This is a genomic window from Meridianimarinicoccus roseus (assembly GCF_003172915.1).
Classification (GTDB): domain Bacteria; phylum Pseudomonadota; class Alphaproteobacteria; order Rhodobacterales; family Rhodobacteraceae; genus Meridianimarinicoccus; species Meridianimarinicoccus roseus.
Genome location: NZ_QGKU01000060.1, coordinates 62838 through 79526, shown reverse-complemented (window position 1 = coordinate 79526; position 16689 = coordinate 62838). Strand labels below are relative to the sequence as shown.

The following is a 16689-nucleotide window of genomic DNA, read 5'->3' as shown; positions in this document are numbered from 1 at the left end:
ATGACCGCGCCGACAAGCGATGACGGGGCGATCCGCGTGATGATCGTGGAAGATTCGGCAACCGCCCGGATCATCCTGCGTAAGATCGTGGACCGCGAGCCGGGGATGTGCGTGGTGGACACGGCAGGCGACCCCTTCGAGGCGGCGGAGAAGATGCGCGTTCAGATGCCGGACGTGATGCTGCTGGACATCGAGATGCCGCGCATGGACGGGTTGACTTTCCTGCGCCGGATCATGGCGCAGAACCCGTTGCCGGTTGTGATCTGTTCCAATCACACGCCCGCCGGATCGTCGGCATCGCTCAAGGCGCTCGAGATCGGCGCGGTCGAGGCGCTGTCGAAATCGGTCCTTTCCCAGCAGAACGGCGACGAGGGGCAGGCCCAGGTCCGGCACGCGATCCGTGCAGCGGCGCAGGCGCGGATCAGCCGCGCGGCCAAGCCCGCTCCCCGTCCTCGGCGCGAGATCATGCCGCTGGACGTTCATGGCAAGCTGTCGCCCGACGTGGTTCTGGCGCCGCGCGCGGCCGGCTCGATCATGCTGCGCCGCGGCGCACCGATCGTGGGTCTTGGCGCGTCCACCGGCGGTACTGTCGCGCTGGCCGAGGTGCTTCAGGCCCTGCCCGCCGACGCTCCGCCGATCGCGGTTGTCCAGCACATGCCCGAAAAGTTCACCGAGGCGTTCGCCAAGCGGCTTGACAGCGTATGCCGGATGCACGTCAAGGAGGCGGCCGATGGCGACCGGCTGGAACGCGGCCAAGTGCTGGTGGCACCGGGCAATCGGCACCTGATCGTGGAACGGCTGGGCCGCGGCTATGTCGCGCGGCTGTCTGAGGGGCCGCCGGTCAGCCGTCACCGCCCGTCGGTGGACGTGCTGTTCCGTTCTCTGTCCATCGCTGCGGGGCCCAATGCGCTTGGCGTGATCATGACCGGTATGGGCGAGGACGGCGCCCAATGCCTGCTGGAAATGCAGCAGGCCGGTGCCACGACGCTCGCCCAGGACGAGGCGAGTTGTGTGGTTTACGGGATGCCGCGCGTGGCCGTTGCTCGCGGAGGCGTGGACCGCACGGTGCCGCTGCACGGCATCGCGGAGCAGATCCTGAAATTCGACGCCGCCGCCATCGGCTTGGCTGCAAGACAGGGAGCGTAACAGTGAAGGACATGGCCATTTCCGAGGTTCCGCGCCCGAACCTGGACCCTTTCCGGCGGATAGAGACCGACATCACCGCGGTGCTGGACCTGCTTGCCTACGCGTTCGAGCACACCAAGGACCTCCGCACTGGCGTCGCCGCGCTGGAGGAACAACTTCAGCCCGAGAAGCTTGCGAGCATCGCGCGCCGCCAGCAGATCGTCTCGCGCTTTATCGAAGAAGTGGACACAACCAATACGCTGACCGTCAATATGGTGCGCGACTTGCGGTCCCAGAGCGTGACGATGGTGCGTACCTTGCGCGAGCTGTCGCAGACGATCCAATCGTCCAACATCGTGTCGCTGAACGCCCGGATCATCGCGCAGGCTCACTCGCGACAGCCGCAGGGGGAACATCTCGTGCGGCTGGCACAGAACATCTCGGACATTTCCGAAGCGGCCTCGACCGAGGCGAAGGCCATGGTCGACGTCATCGACGGCATCACTTCGCTGATCGACCAGATGGGCCAGGCTGCCGAGGCGCGCGCGCTGGCGATGCTGCGGACCCTGCGCCCCCGGGCGGAGGCGATGGAAGCGGCGCTTGGCGCACTCGAGACGGGGATGGATGCGGCGCGCGAGGCGTCGGCGTGGTTGAACACGTTCATCGACTCGGCTCGGACCGAGATCTCGGCGATCATCTCTGCCTTGCAGATCGGCGACCGAAGCCGTCAGCGGGCCGAACATGTGGATCTGATACTCGCCCGCGCGCGGGGCTGCGTGCCCGGCTCGCCCGAGGCGGCGGCGCTATCGCGCCTCGGCGTTGCCCAGCTTGCCCAGACCGTCGAGGCGGTTCTGGCCGACGCACAGGTTGCGCAGGACATGATGGGTGCATTCAACGGCCGGATGCCCGATTTCCTTCAGCAATGCGACGCGATATCGAAGGCCTTCGGCGCTGGCATTCCTGACGGACCCGGCCCCGTGGCGCCGGCCGATCTTGCATCAATGGACGCGCTCAAGGAGACGGCGCGCGACGCCCGCGTCGCCCTGCTGGATATGGACACGCAGCTTCAGTCCCATTCGCGCAACCTGTCCGACAGCGCCTTCCACATGAGCCTTGCGTCGCTCAACACGATCGTCACCTGCGCCCGCAGCTTCCGAAAAGCGCAGGACATGATCGTCGTGTCGCAGCAGATCAACGAGGTCATCTCGGAAATTCCCAAAAGCTTCGACGTGTTCGTTGCGAGCATGGACACCACCAAGCGGAACCTGCAGCAATGGGATGAGTTGGACGCACGTCAGGCCGATTGGAATCTGTCCGACCTCGGCGAGGGCGACGGGACGCTGCGCACGACGCGCGGCGTGCTTGCGGACCTGCTGCCGGAACTGGCAGTGCGGCCTCGGCGCATCGTGCAGGCCATCGGCGACGGTACCGAGCGGTTCGGAGCAATGGTGCGGCAGGTGGCCAAGATCGGTACGGACAATCCGGATAACGGGGCGCATGACGTGTTCCGCCTCGGCCCCGACGACAGCGCCTTCGCGGCGACGCTGACCGAGATCCGCGCAACTTACACGATGCAGGAGGAACGCGATCTGCATGACCGCATGTTCCAAATGGTACAGGCGGTGCCGGGTCCGGGTGACCTGGCTGACGTTTCGGATGATGCGGCTGGCAGCGGCACCGTCCGGCCTGCATCGCAAGAAGCGCCCGGAACCGCGCCCGAGAGCCCGTCTGCCGTTGCGGATGAACTGGACGACATCTTCTTCTGATCTTCCGTTCCCGTGTGTCCGGCACCGGTTCATCCCGGTGCCGGACGCGGGATTAGGTGTCTTCGCTGACCGAGCGGAAATGCGCGCGCTGGGTTATCGCGCCAAGTGCGGCGGCATCGGTGCGGAACACCGCGCGCTGCACATCGGCCACAAGTGCCGAGGGATCCACCCCCAGGGTGCCGGCCAACTGGAACAGGCGGCTGATCGACACCCGGTTCTGGCCCAGTTCGTACTTCTGGATCTGCTGGAATGTCACGCCCGCCGCACGACCAAGATCCGCCTGTGACAGACCGGCGGCCTTGCGGTAGCGGCGGATCGCCTCCCCTGTCAGCTTGTCAATTCGTTTCGTCAGTAAATCGGTCAAACGGGCTCCCCTTTTCTTGTTATAAGGTATTCCTCGGGCGCGCGTTCCTCGATCCCTGATATACGTTCGCACCAAGTCTTCAAAACAAGCGTCGTTGTCAGCGACGCAACTTCCGGATGCCGTGCCAACCGGTCGCGCAGATCCTCGATCATGCTCTGGTCGGCCGCCTCGACCAGAACCCGCATGTCGGTAGATCCCGATGTCGACCAGGCCGAGACAAGCTCGCTCCAGTTGGAGATTGACGAAAACACCATGCCGCAGACGTTGCGGCGCAACCGGACATCGAACATCGCGCGCACGCCAGACGGGCGCGATTCACCCGGCGCGTCGATATCGACGGTGAAGCGGCGGATCACCTTTTCGCGGACTAGCCTGTCGACGTGGTGCCGGACCGTGGGCCGCGACAAACCGATGATCGAGGCGATCTCGGTGATGCTCCTGCGTCCATCTTCGCGCAGCAACTCGAGGATCATCTTGTCAGTCGAGGTTAGTCGCATTGAAAACTCCACCTGCCTGAATACCCTTTTTAGTAGAAGTTTTTGCCAAAACGAAGACAAATCTTCGATTTGAAAGCTGCTTTCTTACCAAAGTTAAAGGACGATTACCGAAACGAACCCCCTCAGAGGTAGTCGCATGACCCATTTTCTATCGCGGCGCGCAGTCGCGGAGCAGCACCCCGAGGCGAGCTGGCAGCGGATCGTCTTCTCTGAATTCGAATCGACACTGACCAGTTCGACGCGGCCTTTCCCTTGCGTGTTCGGTGAGACAGGACTGCGTAAGGACCAGTTAAGGTTCGCTTTTCCCGATCCGATGACGCCTGATAGCCTGGCGCCGATCCTCGAAGACTATGTGGCGAACGCGCGCGACTTCGGGCGCATGACGTCGCTTGTGGTTTTCGGGCGGCCGGGCCCGGTGCAGGCGTTGGCCGACTACCGCGCACGGTTCTGGTCGCTTCTTGACGGTTTGGAAAGGCTGGACACCGCGCCGCGCCCGGTGGAAGTGCCGCGCGCGCTCGATACACCGATGTGGGAATTTTGTTTCGGTGGCGAGCCGATCTTTGTGGTCTGCAACACGCCGGCCCACGTGCTGCGTCAAAGCCGCCGGTCCACGTCGTTCATGGTGACGTTCCAGCCCCGCTGGGTGTTTGAGGGGATCATGGACACCGACACGCCCGCCTCTCGGCGCGCGCTGGACCAGGTGCGCCGCCGCCTGCAGGCGTTCGACGCAATCCCGCCCGCGCCCCAGCTTGGCCACTACGGCGCCCCCGATAACCGTGAGTTCGAACAGTATTTCCTTGGCGACACCAACGATGCCCCCGCCTGCCCGTTTCACCGGCTTGGGCGCGCCACCGATGACGACACAACCCACAAGAAAGGAAAAGTGGCATGATGCACGCGCTCGATATGACCCGCGATCAGATGGATCGGGATTTCCGCATTTTTTCGACAGAAGTGGACACAACCAACCTGCGTCCGTTGCTGATGCGGCTGTTGCCCGATCAGGGCGCCGTTGAGGTGCAGCGCGACGTGGCCGGCAAGGAGCATGCCTGGCATCGGCACAACACCGACGAGACGCTTGTAATCCTGGAAGGCAGCGTGCGCTTCTACTGGGATCAGGGCGAGAAGATCTGTGGTCCGGGCACGGTGATCTCGCTGCCCGCGGGCATGATGCACGGGTCTGTCGCGCTGGACGGTGGCGCGGTTTACCTGATCGCCTTCCATTCCGTGAACTTGCCCCAGCATGGCTGAGCTTCCGCGCACCCTGACGGTCTGGCGCGGCACGGCGATGATGCTGAACATCGTGCTGGGCGCCGGATTGCTGACCCTGCCGGGGCTGGCGGCGCAGGCTGCAGGGGCATCGGCACCGCTGATCTGGGCGCTGTGTGCGGTGGCGGCGCTGCCGCTGCTCGCGGTGTTCGCGCTGCTGGGCCGCCGCTGGCCCGGGGCGGGTGGACTGGCGACGATCCTGTCCAAGGGGTTCGGCCAGTTCGGCTATACATCGGGCACTTTGCTGTTTCTTGGCGCTGTGCTGTTCGGCCTGCCCGCCATCGCGCTGACGGGCGGCCACTACATCGCTGCCGCGATCGGCGGTCCCGCGGCGCTTTATGCGGCCGCGCTTATCGCCGCCGCAGCACTGGTGAACGTGATTTCAGCCGAGATTGCGGGCCGGATCAACGCCGTTCTGGCGTCGCTTCTGCTGGTCGCGCTGCTGGCGGTGCTGGTAATCGGTTGGTCCGTCACGGCCCCGCGCCTGCCTGGCGCCGAAGCCGTGATGGCAGATCTGCCGCCCCGCCACCTGCTTGGGACGACGGTAATGATGGTTTTCTTCGCCTTCACCGGCTGGGAGGTCGCGGCCCATCTGGGCGGTGATTTCCGCAACCCGCGCCGTGACATGCCTCTTGCAATGGGTCTGTCCTTCGCGATCGTCGTGCTGCTGTACGGCGGGCTGGCGTTGGTCGTGCAGGGCATCGACACCGCCGCCCGGCCTGAGGCGCCTTTCGCGCTGCTGTTCGGCACGGTGTTCGGCCCATCCGGCATCTGGATCGTCTCGGGACTTTCGGTCACGCTGATCTTCGCCAATCTCGCAGCGGCCGTCTGGGCGGTTTCGCGCATGGTCTTTGCCGCTGCAAGTGACGGTGTGTTGCCCAGCATGCTGACAGCGCAGCGGCGCGGCATGCCCTACCTTGCCGTTTCCGCGACGGTGACGGCGCTTCTGGCGGTGACCTGCGCCACCTGGCTCGGCGCGGTCGACCTTGGCGATCTCCTGGCGATGGCGGGGCAGAACTTCCTGCTGCTTTATGCCGGTGTCGCGGCGGTGCTGATCCGGCGGCCGCGCAATACGGGCGAGTGGCTTTTGGGCTGGCTGTGCGTGGCCATCGCGGCGGCCATGATGGCGCTGCGCGGGGCCGAGGGCATGATCTACCCGATGCTTCTTCTGGCCACAGCCGGGATCCTTGCCAATCAGCGTTGTGCCCACGCATGACCGTCCTCCTTCGCCCGGCGCCCCGCGTGCCGGGCCTTCCAATCGCGTTTCAACCCGGGGAGCAGAGCCCATGACCGACCAACCGACCGCCGTCGATCTGACCGATCTGATGCAGTCCCTTGACCCCGCCCGACAACATCTTGCGCGCCAGTTCATCGTGCAGATTCTGCAGTGTCATGATCCTGATGTGGTGGGCACTTTCCTTGAATGGCGACGCGACCCGTGTATCGACAGCTTGTTGGTGATCGCCGCTTCGCTGGAGCCCGATTACCGCGACCAGCTTCTCTTCGCGGCGGAGGACCTGTTCTCGGAACAGGAGATCGGAAAGCCCAAGGCCAGCGCCTGACGGCGAGCATTTCGTTGGAAAGAGGCGGCGCTATCCGCCCCGGCGACGTGCCGGAGGCGGATGGTGCGCGCGGCCTTGGATCAACCTTGCCCTGCATTCAAATTTCGTATATTCATGAAATATGGAAAAACAGATTCCCCATCGTCTTGCGACGCTTGGCCATCCGCAGCGGCTGGCCATCTTCCGGCTGCTGATGCGCCGCTATCCCGACCGTCTTCCCGCCGGTGAAATCGCCGCCGTGCTGGGGCTGAAGGCGAGCACGCTGTCGGCCTATCTGGCGGCGCTTCTGCAGGCAGGGTTGGTGCGCCAGGCGCGGGTGGGAACCTCTCTTCTCTATGACATAGACCTCGATCAGGTGCGCGGCACCTTCGACTTCCTTCTGCGCGACTGTTGCCGGGGCCGCCCGGAAATCTGCTTGCCCACTCCCTTATTCCCCGACTCAGGAACCCGCGACATGGCCGACAAGAAACTCAAGGTCCTCTTCATCTGCACCGGCAACTCCGCCCGGTCGATCTTTGCCGAATCCATCCTTCGCAAGGTGGGGGGTGGCCGTTTCGAAGCCTATTCCGCAGGCACAAAGCCCTATTCGGAACTCAACCCTTTCGCACTGGAAGTGCTGGAACAGAAGGGGCATGACATCTCCGTCCTGCGGTCCAAGAATGTGGCCGAATTTCAGGGCGCAGACGCCCCGCGGTTCGACTTCGTATTCACGGTATGCAACCAGGCCGCGAACGAGGAATGCCCGCCGTGGCAAGGCCAGCCGGTCAGTGCCCATTGGGGCATGCCCGACCCGGTGAAGGTCGACGGCACGGACGCCGAAAAGAACCTTGCCTTCCATCAGGCCTACGGCGCGCTCTACAATCGCATCCGCGCTTTCACCGCACTTCCGCTCGAGGCGCTGGACGCGGTATCGCTGCAGCGTGCGGTGGATGCGCTTGGCGCGGCAGACGCCAGCCGCGACGTGCTTGCATGACCGTTTATGCGCTGAACGGGTTGGGACGGATCGGCAAGCTGGCGCTCCGCCCGCTGCTGGACCGCGGCGCCGACATCGCCTGGATCAATGACGCGGTCGGCGATCCGGCGATGCACGCGCATCTTCTGGAATTCGACACCGTGCATGGCCGCTGGGCGGCGGATTTCGCGGCCGATGACGCGGCCGTGACCGTGGACGGCACGCGCCTGTCCTTCGTGGGCGCGCGCGCGATCGAGGACCTGCCGCTCAACGGGGTCGATGTGGTCATCGACTGCACCGGCAAGTTCAAGACGGCCGCGGCGCTGGAACCCTATTTCGCTGCCGGTGTGAAAAAGGTCGTCGTTTCCGCCCCGGTCAAGGACGGCGGCGCTGCGAACATCGTCTACGGCGTGAACGACGCGATCTACGATCCGGCCGAACACCAGATCGTCACGGCGGCGAGCTGCACCACCAACTGCCTTGCGCCGGTGGTGAAGGTCATCCACGAGGCGCTTGGCATCCGGCACGGATCGATCACCACGATCCACGACGTGACCAACACACAGACCATCGTGGACCGGCCTGCCAAGGACCTGCGCCGCGCGCGATCCGCGCTGAACGCGCTGATCCCTACGACCACGGGCAGCGCGACGGCAATCACCCTGATCTACCCCGAACTGACGGGACGACTGAACGGCCATGCGGTGCGCGTGCCTCTGCTGAACGCCTCGCTGACAGATTGCGTGTTCGAGGTGGAGCGCGCGACCACCGCAGAAGAGGTCAACGCGATGTTCAAGGCCGCCGCCGATGGGCCGCTTGCGGGCATCCTCGGCTACGAGGAACGGCCGCTGGTTTCGACCGACTACACCAACGACACGCGCTCGTCGATCATCGACGCGCCTTCGACGATGGTTGTCAATGGCACTCAGGTGAAGATCTACGCGTGGTACGACAACGAGATGGGCTACGCTCACCGGTTGATAGACGTGGCTTTGATGGTCGGGGCTTCACTGTGACTGACCGGCCCGAAGGACTGTCGGCCTATATCGCCGTGACGGCTGCCTACTGGGCCTTCATGCTGACCGATGGCGCGCTGCGAATGCTGGTGCTGCTGCATTTCCACACGCTTGGCTTCTCACCGGTGCAACTGGCCTACCTCTTCGTGCTCTACGAGGTGGCCGGTATTGTTACCAACCTTTCGGCGGGCTGGATCGCAGTACGCTTCGGGCTGACGGCGACGCTCTATGCCGGGCTGGGGCTGCAGGTCTTGGCACTGGTGGCACTGGCGCAGCTCGATCCCGGCTGGGCCGTGGCGACCTCGGTCGTGTTCGTCATGCTGGTGCAGGGAGCAAGCGGTGTGGCCAAGGACCTTGCCAAGATGTCCTCCAAAAGCGCGGTCAAGCTGCTGGCCCCGAAGGACGGTGGCGGCCTCTTTCGCTGGGTCGCGGTGCTGACCGGGTCGAAGAATGCCGTGAAGGGCCTTGGCTTCCTGCTGGGGGCGGCGCTGCTGGCGACGCTGGGCTTCTCGGCCTCGGCGCTGGCGCTGGCGGCGGTGCTGGGGATCATCCTGATGGCGGTCGCGGTATTCATGCCGTCGGGGCTGCCGCGCGGACGCAAGGGCACCAAATTCACCGAGGTGTTCTCGCGATCGCGCAACATCAACTGGCTATCGGCGGCGCGGGTATTTCTGTTCGGGGCACGTGACGTGTGGTTCGTGGTCGGCATCCCGATCTATTTCTACGCGGTGCTGTCCGATGGAAGCGAGGCGGGGAACCGCGCCGCCTTCTTTATGATCGGCACGTTCATGGCGGTCTGGATCATCCTTTATGGTGCGGTCCAGGCCTCCGCGCCCCGGCTGCTTGGCGCCGCCCGCCGCAGCGAGGCTGAACTGATCCCCGCCGCACGCCGCTGGGCGCTTTGGCTGTTCGTGGTCCCGGCGGGTCTGGCGATTGCGGCGGCACTGTCGCCGGTCCCTGCCCCTTGGCTGACGGCAACGCTTGTGGTTGGCCTGTTGCTGTTCGGCGGCCTCTTCGCGGTGAACTCGGCGCTGCATTCCTATCTCGTGCTGGCCTTCAGCCGGGACGAGCGGGTGACGATGGATGTGGGGTTCTATTACATGGCCAACGCGGCTGGGCGTCTTGTGGGCACGCTCTTGTCGGGCTTGACATACCAGACCGGCGGACTTGCGCTTTGCCTTGGAACGGCCGCGGTCATGATTGCGTTAAGTGCTCTGGCGGCGGGGCGCCTGAAACCGGCGCCCCAGCCCGAAGGCGTACTGACCTAAGGGGCTGACGTCTTGCGCACGGACCCTTTGGGACAGCGCAGTTGGCGGACTGTCCGGGTCAGACGCGCTGCGCCGGGGCCTGTGCCAGCAGGGCGGCGGTCATAACGACAGCGACGGTCAGGAACCCCCCCGCCAGCCAGGCTGCGGCAATCGCCTGCACGATGCCGAATCCCAGCGACTTGAGCGCGGATGCGAGGAAGACGGTCAGGACCACGTCAGCCGCAATAAAGCTCATCAGGGTGATGCCGCCACTGCGCAACGGTTCCTGAGTCTGGGCCTGTTCCTGATACATGTGTGATCCGCCGCTTTGATGAGGGTCTGTTATCGCGTTCTGCTGAGAAACCTTATCGCATGGCGGAGCGGCGCTGTCGGGTTCCCGATGGTATAGCAGGGGGTGTCTTTTATGTGGGGAATCCGCCGTTCGGCCCGGTATGCCCATCGTTCGGCCTCGCGTCGCCGACCAATGCCGGTTGGTGCCCGCCGCCCGAAGGGGGTGCGCGGCGTAAGGGAAAGTGTAGCGGCGTCATCCGAAGGCCGCCCCCGTGTTCCCGCGCGAGACCAGTACCGATTGGGCCACGAACTGGGCGTTCTGGACGGTTTCCATGAAGGCGACATCGCAGGCATCGCGCCCGGCAGTGATGACGACGGTGTCGTCGGGCCGACTCATACCGGTGGCATCGACAAGGTGCCAGTCGCCCTCCAGCCAGACTTGCGCAACGGCATGGAAATCCGGCGGCACCACATCTGGAGCATAGACCGAAGCATAGCGCGCAGGTATATTCGCGGCGCGGGCCAGCGCGCAGACCATGTGGGCATAGTCGCGGCATACGCCCTCGCGGGTGGCGAAGGTGTCAAGCACGGTCGTCGCGGAGCTGGACGCGTCGGGCACATAGGTCATCTCCTGTCCCACCCAGTCCCGAATGGCGGCGATTTTGGTGCCGCCGGACAGCGCCCCGAAACGCCGGGCGACGAAGACGCCGAACATGTCGGACTGGCAGTAGCGCGACGGCCGCAGAAACGGCAGCGCTTCGGCCGGCAGATCGTGCACCGGGTGTTCGCGCAACGGCTCCAGCGCGGTGGCAGGGCGTGTTACATCGACCGTCGCGGCATAGCCAAGCTGCATCATGGGGCCGTCGAGCCCAATGTGGATGCGGCGGCCGATACCCGCCTCGCCGGGGATATGGCGCGGCCACGCGCCGCCGCAATCCAGTCTGTCGGACAGCACGGACTGGCCCGCTGTCTGGGCGGCTTCGATGGCAAGCAGCACCGACCTGCCAAGGTCGAGCCGGTAGGACATCGTCACGTCGATATGGATCAGCATGGGCCTCTTGTCCTCGATTTGCGCACCCGGCCACCTTCGCCGTCCGGGCGCGCCGCGACCACCCCTTGCGGGCGAAAAATCCGCCTTGCGGTTTTGATGTCAGGCCGCGCGCACCGCGCTGCCCTATCGGCAGGCGGTTTGCTGGATGGAAGCCAGCTTCGCCCGCGAGCCCGCGCCGGGGGACGCCTGGATCGCGCCGCCAAGCCGCGTTGCGGCCGCTTGCCTTTTGCAATGACGTGGGACCCGCGGGCGGCTTTGGGGGTGAATCTGCCGCCCGGTGTCGCCGGGATGCCGACGGCCGAATGCTCCGCCTTGTCAGGGGCAGGTCATCGCGCGGCCGCGCTTTGACCCGTCTTGCCTGCCTCAATAGGCACTGCCGGTTGTCAGAACAGCGCCACGATGAACCGCGCACTGACGCACAGCAGGAACAGACCGAACAACCGTGTCAGCACTTCCTTGGGCAGGCTGTGCGCAAGACTTGCGCCGAACCGCGTGGTCAGCAGCGTCGTGGGCAGGGTAACCGCCAGTGTCAGGAAGGAGACGTAACCGATGGCGTCGAAGGGCAGGCCCGGCTTGCCCCAGCCCGCCGCCATGTAGCCGAGTGCGCCGGGAACGGCGATCAGCACGCCAACGCCCGCCGAGGTGGACACCGCCTCGCGCATTGACCGGCCGTGCAGGGTCAGGAACAGGTTGGAAATGGCGCCGCCGCCGATCCCCATCAGCGCCGACAGAAGCCCTATCAACGCGCCGCTTGCTGCGGTCACCGCGCGCCCCGGCATCGTGTCACGCAGGCGCCAGTTGCCGCCGACCAGCATCTTGACCGCGTTAGTCGTCGCCACAGCCACGAAGACGATCTGGAAAAGAGCCGGGTCGGCATAGCGCGCGATGGCGCTGCCGGTCAGCACGCCAACCAGCACCGGCACTGCCCAGGTCCGCAGTAGAGCCATGTCCACCGTGCCGCGGCGCGCATGGGCGCGGGCCGACACCACCGAGGTCGGAACGATGATTGCCAGCGACGTGCCCACCGCAAGCGGCATCGCTACATCCAGCGGTACGTTGCTCAGGCGGAACACCTCGTAGAAGACGGGCACGCTGATCGCGCCTCCGCCCACGCCGAACAGGCCGGCGAGAATGCCGATCATCGCTCCCGCCACCAGCAACGCGCCGGCCATGGCCGCAAGTGTCTGCGGATCGAAACTGTCAGGCACACGGCCCCCTTTCCCGCGGGCGCCGGTCGCGGTCCCGCCGTGATCGTTCGGTGTCGTCGCGGCGCGGGGGCCTAGCGGCCGTCGCGCACGAACCGCGCGACGCTGGCGCCGTCGAAGCGGCCAAGCCCCTTGTCCTGCGCGGCGTTGTATGTTTCCAGCGCGGCAAGTGCCAGTGGCAGATCGCGTCCCCGCCGCGCCGCCCACTTGATCGCCAGCGCAAGGTCCTTGCGCAGCCCGTCGATGTCGAAGGTGCCCGGCTGGTCGGTCCCGTCCAGCGTATCGGACACCACCTGCATCCGGTTCTTCAGCACGTTCGGACCGGCCGAGGAGTCGGCCATCAGCCCGGCAATGCTTGCTCCCGGCAGATCACTGTCGCCCAGCATGGTCAGCGCCTCGCCCATCGTGGCCCAGTACATCGCCAGCGGCAGGTTCACCGCCAGTTTCATCGCTGCGCCCGCTCCGACCGGGCCGACATGCTCGACCCGCTTGCAAAGGTGGCCCAGCACGGGTTCGGCCCGATCCCAGGCGTCGGGCGCGCCGCCCGCAAATCCGAGAAGCGCGCCCTTCAAGGCCGGTCCGACGGTGCCGCCGACCGGGCAGTCCACGAAAGCCGCGCCACGCGCGCCCAGATGCTCGGCCAGCCGGATCTGTTCGTCGGGCAGGATCGTGCTCATCTCGATCACCAGCTTGCCGCCGAGCGGCTGCGCGGCAAGACCGTCAGTCCCGGCGCAGACGTCCCACAGCGCGGCGAAATCCGTAAGCGAGGTCAGGATCACGTCGCTCTCCGCGCACAGTGCCGCAAGGTCCGGGGCGATACGCGCGCCCGCTTCCGCTGCTGCTGCCGCACGGTCCGGTGTGCGGTTCCAGACGGTTACAGGGAAGGACTGCCCAGCCAGCCGCGTGGCGAAGGCCGTGCCCATGCGTCCGGTGCCGATGATCCCGATGCGGGTGTCCTGTGCCATGTCAGTCCCTTTCCTCAAGTCCCATGATCCGCAAGGTCGTCTCGCCAGCCCGCAGGCGGCGCATCATCTCTTCTTCCTTGGCCTGCCGTGCTTCGGCGGCGCTCAGCACCGCGCCCAGCCCGTCCGGTGACAGGGCCAGAACCGCGTCGTCATCGGCCACGACCAGGTCGCCCGGCGCAACGGTCGTGCCCGCCAGCGTGATCGGAACGCCCAGTTCGCCCGGGTCCGCCTTGGTCGTGCCGCGGATCGCGGCGCCGCGCGCAACGACCCCGAACCCGGAGTCGCGTAGCCGCGCAAGGTCTCGCACCGCACCGTTGGTGACCAGACCCGCACAACCCCGCATCTGGCAGGCCAGTGCCATGATTTCTCCGAACGGGCCGCTCTCAAGGCTGTTGGCGTAGTCCACCACCAATACCTCCCCTGGCGCAAGCCGCGCGATGGCCCGGTGCAGCGCAAGATTGTCCCCAGGCGCGCACCGGACTGTCGCCGCCGGTCCGGCGAAGGCCCTGCCCGGCTGCACCGGGTGCAGGCCGGGGCCAAAAAGCCGCGCTTGCGGCGCGACTTCTCCGATCGTCGCGGTGCCGAGCGCGGCCAGCCGTGACGGCAGGTCCGGCTCGGCCACTGCGGTCACGCCGCCGGCCCGCCGATGGTGACGCGCAGCGGGGACAGCCCGTCGCATGTCACCTCGATCACGTCGCCGGTCGTCACGGCCCCGACCCCGGCGGGCGTGCCGGTCATGATGATGTCCCCGGCCTTCAATTCGTGCTGCTGCGAGATCTTGGCGATGATCTCGCGCGTGGTCCAGATCATAAGATTCACGTTGGCATCCTGCCGCACGTCGCCGTTCACCGACAGCCTGAGCACTGCGTCAGTGATGTGTCCGCACGTCGTAACCGGGGTGATCTCGCCGATCGGGCAGGACTTGTCGAACGCCTTGGTCACTTCCCAGGGCAGACCCTTTTCCAGGACGCCCGGCTGGTGGTCCCGCCGCGTCATGTCGAGCCCCAGCCCGTATCCGTAGATATGCTCCTCGGCCTCGGCTTCGGAAATGTTGTAGCCGCCGGATTTCAGCGCGACGACCAATTCGCCCTCGTAGTGCAAGTTCTGGGTGAATACCGGATACGGGATCTCGCCGCCGCCGGACACCACGGCGTCCTTCGGCTTCATGAAGATCACCGGCGGATCGCGTTCGTCGGCGTTCATTTCGTGGATATGAGCGACATAGTTCTTGCCGATGCAGTAGATCCGGCGCACCGGAAAGGTGGCGTCCGTGCCGGTCACGGCCAGTTCCGCCGCTTCGGGCGCTTCGATGACTGTGGTCATGGTTCTCTCCCTGTCTTGCGAAAATATATATATCGGTCACAAGCGTCGCTGGCGAGAGCCAAAAAAGCGCAATAAAATCAATCAAAAAAGTAATTTCTTAAGCCCCAGCCTATTTGCAACGTATATATTACGTGATTTTTCGGACGAATCATATACGATGATTGCGTTGCATCAATGCGTCCGGGAAGCGGACCGGGGTAACAGGGAGGAAGACCATGACACCAAGCCTTGCAGGAACACTGCGCGCCGTGGCGCTGGGGAGCGTTTTCGCGGCGGTAGGAGCGGCTACGGCCCTCGCGCAGACCAACATTACCGTTGCGGTGCCAAACCCGTCCGCGATCACCTGGGCCCCGATGTGGGCCGCGATCGGCGAAGGGTATTTCGAGGACGAGGGCCTGATCCTCGATGTGCAGGCGGTGGACGGTTCCTCCTCCGTTCTGCAGGCGATGTCCGCTGGCCAGGCCGAGATCGGCGCCCCGGGACCTGGCCCGGTGCTTGGTGCCCGTTCGCGCGGGCTGGACGTGAAGTTCATCTACAACCTTTATCCGAAAAGCGTGTTCGGCCTGCTGGTGCCCGCCGAGTCGGACATCACCGAACCGGGTGATCTTGCCGGTACCGTCGTCGGGGTCGGTACCGCCGATGGGGCCGAGGTGTCCTTCGCCGAAGCGATCCTGAACGGCGCAGGGCTGTCGCGGCCGGACGACTTCACATTCCTGCCGGTGGGCGATGGCGGCACGGCGGCGGTCGCTTTCCTGCGAGAAGAGGTGGCGGGCTATGCCGGGGCGGTCAGCGATGCCGCGATCCTCGCATCGCGCGGTATCGAACTGCGCGAGATCACGCCCGAAGAATATCTCGGCTTCTTCGGCAACGGCTATGCCGTACTGGAAAGCTACATGTCCGAGAACCCGGAGGTAGTGGAAGGCTTCGGCCGCGCTCTGGTGCGGGGCATGGAGTTCATGCTTGATCCCGCGAACAAGGAAACCGCGCTCGATCACATGGCTGCGGGCAACCCGACCGAGGGCGAGGATCGCGATTTCGCCTCAGCGCTGTTCGACGCGGCGGCGGAGCGGATGACCCCGACCGACGCCTACATGTCTCAGGGCTTCGGCTTCCAGCCGCCGGAACACTGGGAGGCGATCCACCAGAGTCTTGTGGACGGTGGCGCGCTGGAAGCCCCTATCGAGGACCTGCAGGCGGTCTACACGAACGAGTTCATCCCGATGTGGAACGGCCAGTGACCGACCAGTCGTTGCATGATACAGCAACCGCGAAACCGGCCGTGGAACGGCCGGTTTTCCAGATTTCCCGTCTTTCGAAGATCTACCAGCGCAACCGCTTCACTGCACTGTCGGACGTGAACCTGACCCTGCGCAAGGGCGAATTCGCCTCGGTGATCGGGTCGTCCGGCTGCGGCAAGTCCACTTTGCTGAAGATCATGGCTGGTCTGATGCCGCCCAGTTCGGGCCGTGTCGTGCTGGACGGCCGCCCTGTAATGGGACCGCGCGAAGACATCGGGATGATGTTCCAGCAGGCCACGCTTCTGCCCTGGAAGACCGCGCTGGAAAACATCGTGCTGCCTATCGAGATCCGGGAGGGCAAGGCGGCAGCGCGGCGCTACCGCGACCGCGCGCAGGACCTGCTGGACCTTGTCGGACTGGCACGGGCCGCGGATGTTTACCCGTCCGAATTGTCGGGCGGGATGGCGCAGCGCGTGTCGATCTGCCGAATGCTGATCTCGGACCCGTCGGTGCTGCTGCTGGATGAACCGTTTTCGGCATTGGACGAGTTGACCCGCGATTTCATGAACATGGAACTGCAGCGCATCTGCATGGAACGCCGCGCAACCGCGTTCCTCGTGACCCATTCCATCCCTGAAGCTGTGATCCTGTCGGACAAGATCTATGTCATGCAGTCCAACCCTGGACACGTAGCCGAGGTGATCGACATCGACCTGCCGCGCCCCCGCACGCTGGAGATGATCAACACCGCCAAGTTCGGCGCCATTGTCGGGCATATCCGCGGCAAGCTGGAAAAGGAGGCGAAGGCATGAGCACGC

Annotated in this window: 19 protein-coding genes; 11 read left to right on the top strand and 8 right to left on the bottom strand. The window is 65.3% G+C overall.

Going from position 1 to position 16689, the window contains the following annotated elements; genetic code table 11:
- Window positions 1-1146: a protein-glutamate methylesterase/protein-glutamine glutaminase gene (locus DKT77_RS18560; RefSeq protein ID WP_109813143.1), complete on the top strand. Its 1146-nt coding sequence runs from the start codon at window positions 1-3 to the stop codon at window positions 1144-1146.
- A gap of 2 nt (window positions 1147-1148) precedes the next feature.
- On the top strand, window positions 1149-2891 hold the full coding sequence (locus DKT77_RS18555; protein WP_109813142.1) for a hypothetical protein: 1743 nt from the start codon (window positions 1149-1151) through the stop codon (window positions 2889-2891).
- 52 nt (window positions 2892-2943) lie between these two features.
- On the opposite strand, the gene DKT77_RS18550 is transcribed toward DKT77_RS18555, so the two are convergent.
- Both DKT77_RS18550 and DKT77_RS18545 read right to left on the bottom strand, forming a co-directional pair.
- Window positions 2944-3255: a helix-turn-helix domain-containing protein gene (locus DKT77_RS18550; RefSeq protein WP_109813141.1), complete on the bottom strand. Its 312-nt coding sequence runs from the start codon at window positions 3253-3255 to the stop codon at window positions 2944-2946.
- Window positions 3252-3752, bottom strand: coding sequence for an Lrp/AsnC family transcriptional regulator (locus DKT77_RS18545; RefSeq protein WP_109813140.1), 501 nt, complete (start codon window positions 3750-3752; stop codon window positions 3252-3254). The genes DKT77_RS18550 and DKT77_RS18545 overlap by 4 nt, the downstream gene beginning before the upstream one ends.
- 136 nt (window positions 3753-3888) lie before the next feature.
- Between DKT77_RS18545 and DKT77_RS18540 the strand changes: the two genes are divergently transcribed.
- The 7 genes from DKT77_RS18540 (at window position 3889) to arsJ (ending at window position 9819) form a co-directional block, all read left to right on the top strand.
- Window positions 3889-4644, top strand: coding sequence for a YqcI/YcgG family protein (locus DKT77_RS18540; RefSeq protein WP_109813139.1), 756 nt, complete (start codon window positions 3889-3891; stop codon window positions 4642-4644).
- Window positions 4641-5003: a cupin domain-containing protein gene (locus DKT77_RS18535; RefSeq protein ID WP_238548013.1), complete on the top strand. Its 363-nt coding sequence runs from the start codon at window positions 4641-4643 to the stop codon at window positions 5001-5003. Before DKT77_RS18540 ends, DKT77_RS18535 begins: the two co-directional genes overlap by 4 nt.
- Window positions 4996-6237: an APC family permease gene (locus DKT77_RS18530; protein ID WP_109813138.1), complete on the top strand. Its 1242-nt coding sequence runs from the start codon at window positions 4996-4998 to the stop codon at window positions 6235-6237. The genes DKT77_RS18535 and DKT77_RS18530 overlap by 8 nt, the downstream gene beginning before the upstream one ends.
- A 70-nt stretch (window positions 6238-6307) precedes the next feature.
- Window positions 6308-6583, top strand: a complete 276-nt coding sequence (locus DKT77_RS18525) for a hypothetical protein (protein ID WP_109813137.1) — start codon at window positions 6308-6310, stop codon at window positions 6581-6583.
- Window positions 6584-6704: 121 nt separating this feature from the next.
- On the top strand, window positions 6705-7556 hold the full coding sequence (locus DKT77_RS18520) for an arsenate reductase/protein-tyrosine-phosphatase family protein (protein WP_109813136.1): 852 nt from the start codon (window positions 6705-6707) through the stop codon (window positions 7554-7556).
- Window positions 7553-8551, top strand: a complete 999-nt coding sequence (locus DKT77_RS18515; protein ID WP_109813135.1) for an ArsJ-associated glyceraldehyde-3-phosphate dehydrogenase — start codon at window positions 7553-7555, stop codon at window positions 8549-8551. The genes DKT77_RS18520 and DKT77_RS18515 overlap by 4 nt, the downstream gene beginning before the upstream one ends.
- Window positions 8548-9819: an organoarsenical effux MFS transporter ArsJ gene (arsJ, locus tag DKT77_RS18510; RefSeq protein ID WP_109813134.1), complete on the top strand. Its 1272-nt coding sequence runs from the start codon at window positions 8548-8550 to the stop codon at window positions 9817-9819. The genes DKT77_RS18515 and arsJ overlap by 4 nt, the downstream gene beginning before the upstream one ends.
- Before the next feature lie 58 nt (window positions 9820-9877).
- Here arsJ and DKT77_RS18505 read toward each other — a convergent pair whose 3' ends face one another.
- The 6 genes from DKT77_RS18505 to DKT77_RS18480 all read right to left on the bottom strand — a co-directional run bounded on the left by DKT77_RS18505 (window position 9878) and on the right by DKT77_RS18480 (window position 14633).
- On the bottom strand, window positions 9878-10111 hold the full coding sequence (locus DKT77_RS18505; protein ID WP_109813133.1) for a hypothetical protein: 234 nt from the start codon (window positions 10109-10111) through the stop codon (window positions 9878-9880).
- 231 nt (window positions 10112-10342) lie between these two features.
- Window positions 10343-11140, bottom strand: a complete 798-nt coding sequence (locus DKT77_RS18500) for a transglutaminase-like domain-containing protein (RefSeq protein ID WP_109813132.1) — start codon at window positions 11138-11140, stop codon at window positions 10343-10345.
- Window positions 11141-11523: 383 nt separating this feature from the next.
- Window positions 11524-12348 (bottom strand): sulfite exporter TauE/SafE family protein, encoded by an 825-nt coding sequence (locus DKT77_RS18495; RefSeq protein ID WP_238548012.1) that lies wholly within the window; start codon window positions 12346-12348, stop codon window positions 11524-11526.
- A 71-nt stretch (window positions 12349-12419) separates the two neighbouring features.
- Complete coding sequence (locus DKT77_RS18490) at window positions 12420-13310, bottom strand: NAD(P)-dependent oxidoreductase (RefSeq protein ID WP_109813131.1); 891 nt, start codon at window positions 13308-13310, stop codon at window positions 12420-12422.
- Window position 13311: 1 nt separating this feature from the next.
- Entirely contained in the window at window positions 13312-13941 is a 630-nt protein-coding gene (locus DKT77_RS18485) for an RraA family protein (protein WP_238548011.1), read from the bottom strand.
- Window positions 13938-14633, bottom strand: coding sequence for a fumarylacetoacetate hydrolase family protein (locus DKT77_RS18480; RefSeq protein ID WP_109813129.1), 696 nt, complete (start codon window positions 14631-14633; stop codon window positions 13938-13940). The genes DKT77_RS18485 and DKT77_RS18480 overlap by 4 nt, the downstream gene beginning before the upstream one ends.
- A gap of 215 nt (window positions 14634-14848) precedes the next feature.
- Between DKT77_RS18480 and DKT77_RS18475 the strand changes: the two genes are divergently transcribed.
- Both DKT77_RS18475 and DKT77_RS18470 read left to right on the top strand, forming a co-directional pair.
- Complete coding sequence (locus DKT77_RS18475; RefSeq protein WP_109813128.1) at window positions 14849-15871, top strand: ABC transporter substrate-binding protein; 1023 nt, start codon at window positions 14849-14851, stop codon at window positions 15869-15871.
- Window positions 15868-16683 carry an ABC transporter ATP-binding protein gene (locus tag DKT77_RS18470; RefSeq protein ID WP_109813197.1) on the top strand — a complete coding sequence of 272 codons (816 nt, stop codon included), beginning with the start codon at window positions 15868-15870 and terminating at the stop codon, window positions 16681-16683. The genes DKT77_RS18475 and DKT77_RS18470 overlap by 4 nt, the downstream gene beginning before the upstream one ends.
- Window positions 16684-16689 lie beyond the last annotated feature (6 nt).

Coding starts and splice junctions, on each gene's coding strand:
- DKT77_RS18500 (WP_109813132.1), bottom strand. CDS start 11,140: ATGCTGATCCATATCGACGTGACGATGTCCTACCGGCTCGACCTTGGC.
- DKT77_RS18515 (WP_109813135.1), top strand. CDS start 7,553: ATGACCGTTTATGCGCTGAACGGGTTGGGACGGATCGGCAAGCTGGCG.
- DKT77_RS18540 (WP_109813139.1), top strand. CDS start 3,889: ATGACCCATTTTCTATCGCGGCGCGCAGTCGCGGAGCAGCACCCCGAG.
- DKT77_RS18560 (WP_109813143.1), top strand. CDS start 1: ATGACCGCGCCGACAAGCGATGACGGGGCGATCCGCGTGATGATCGTG.
- DKT77_RS18490 (WP_109813131.1), bottom strand. CDS start 13,310: ATGGCACAGGACACCCGCATCGGGATCATCGGCACCGGACGCATGGGC.
- DKT77_RS18505 (WP_109813133.1), bottom strand. CDS start 10,111: ATGTATCAGGAACAGGCCCAGACTCAGGAACCGTTGCGCAGTGGCGGC.
- DKT77_RS18520 (WP_109813136.1), top strand. CDS start 6,705: ATGGAAAAACAGATTCCCCATCGTCTTGCGACGCTTGGCCATCCGCAG.
- DKT77_RS18530 (WP_109813138.1), top strand. CDS start 4,996: ATGGCTGAGCTTCCGCGCACCCTGACGGTCTGGCGCGGCACGGCGATG.
- DKT77_RS18475 (WP_109813128.1), top strand. CDS start 14,849: ATGACACCAAGCCTTGCAGGAACACTGCGCGCCGTGGCGCTGGGGAGC.
- DKT77_RS18525 (WP_109813137.1), top strand. CDS start 6,308: ATGACCGACCAACCGACCGCCGTCGATCTGACCGATCTGATGCAGTCC.
- DKT77_RS18480 (WP_109813129.1), bottom strand. CDS start 14,633: ATGACCACAGTCATCGAAGCGCCCGAAGCGGCGGAACTGGCCGTGACC.
- DKT77_RS18535 (WP_238548013.1), top strand. CDS start 4,641: ATGATGCACGCGCTCGATATGACCCGCGATCAGATGGATCGGGATTTC.
- DKT77_RS18545 (WP_109813140.1), bottom strand. CDS start 3,752: ATGCGACTAACCTCGACTGACAAGATGATCCTCGAGTTGCTGCGCGAA.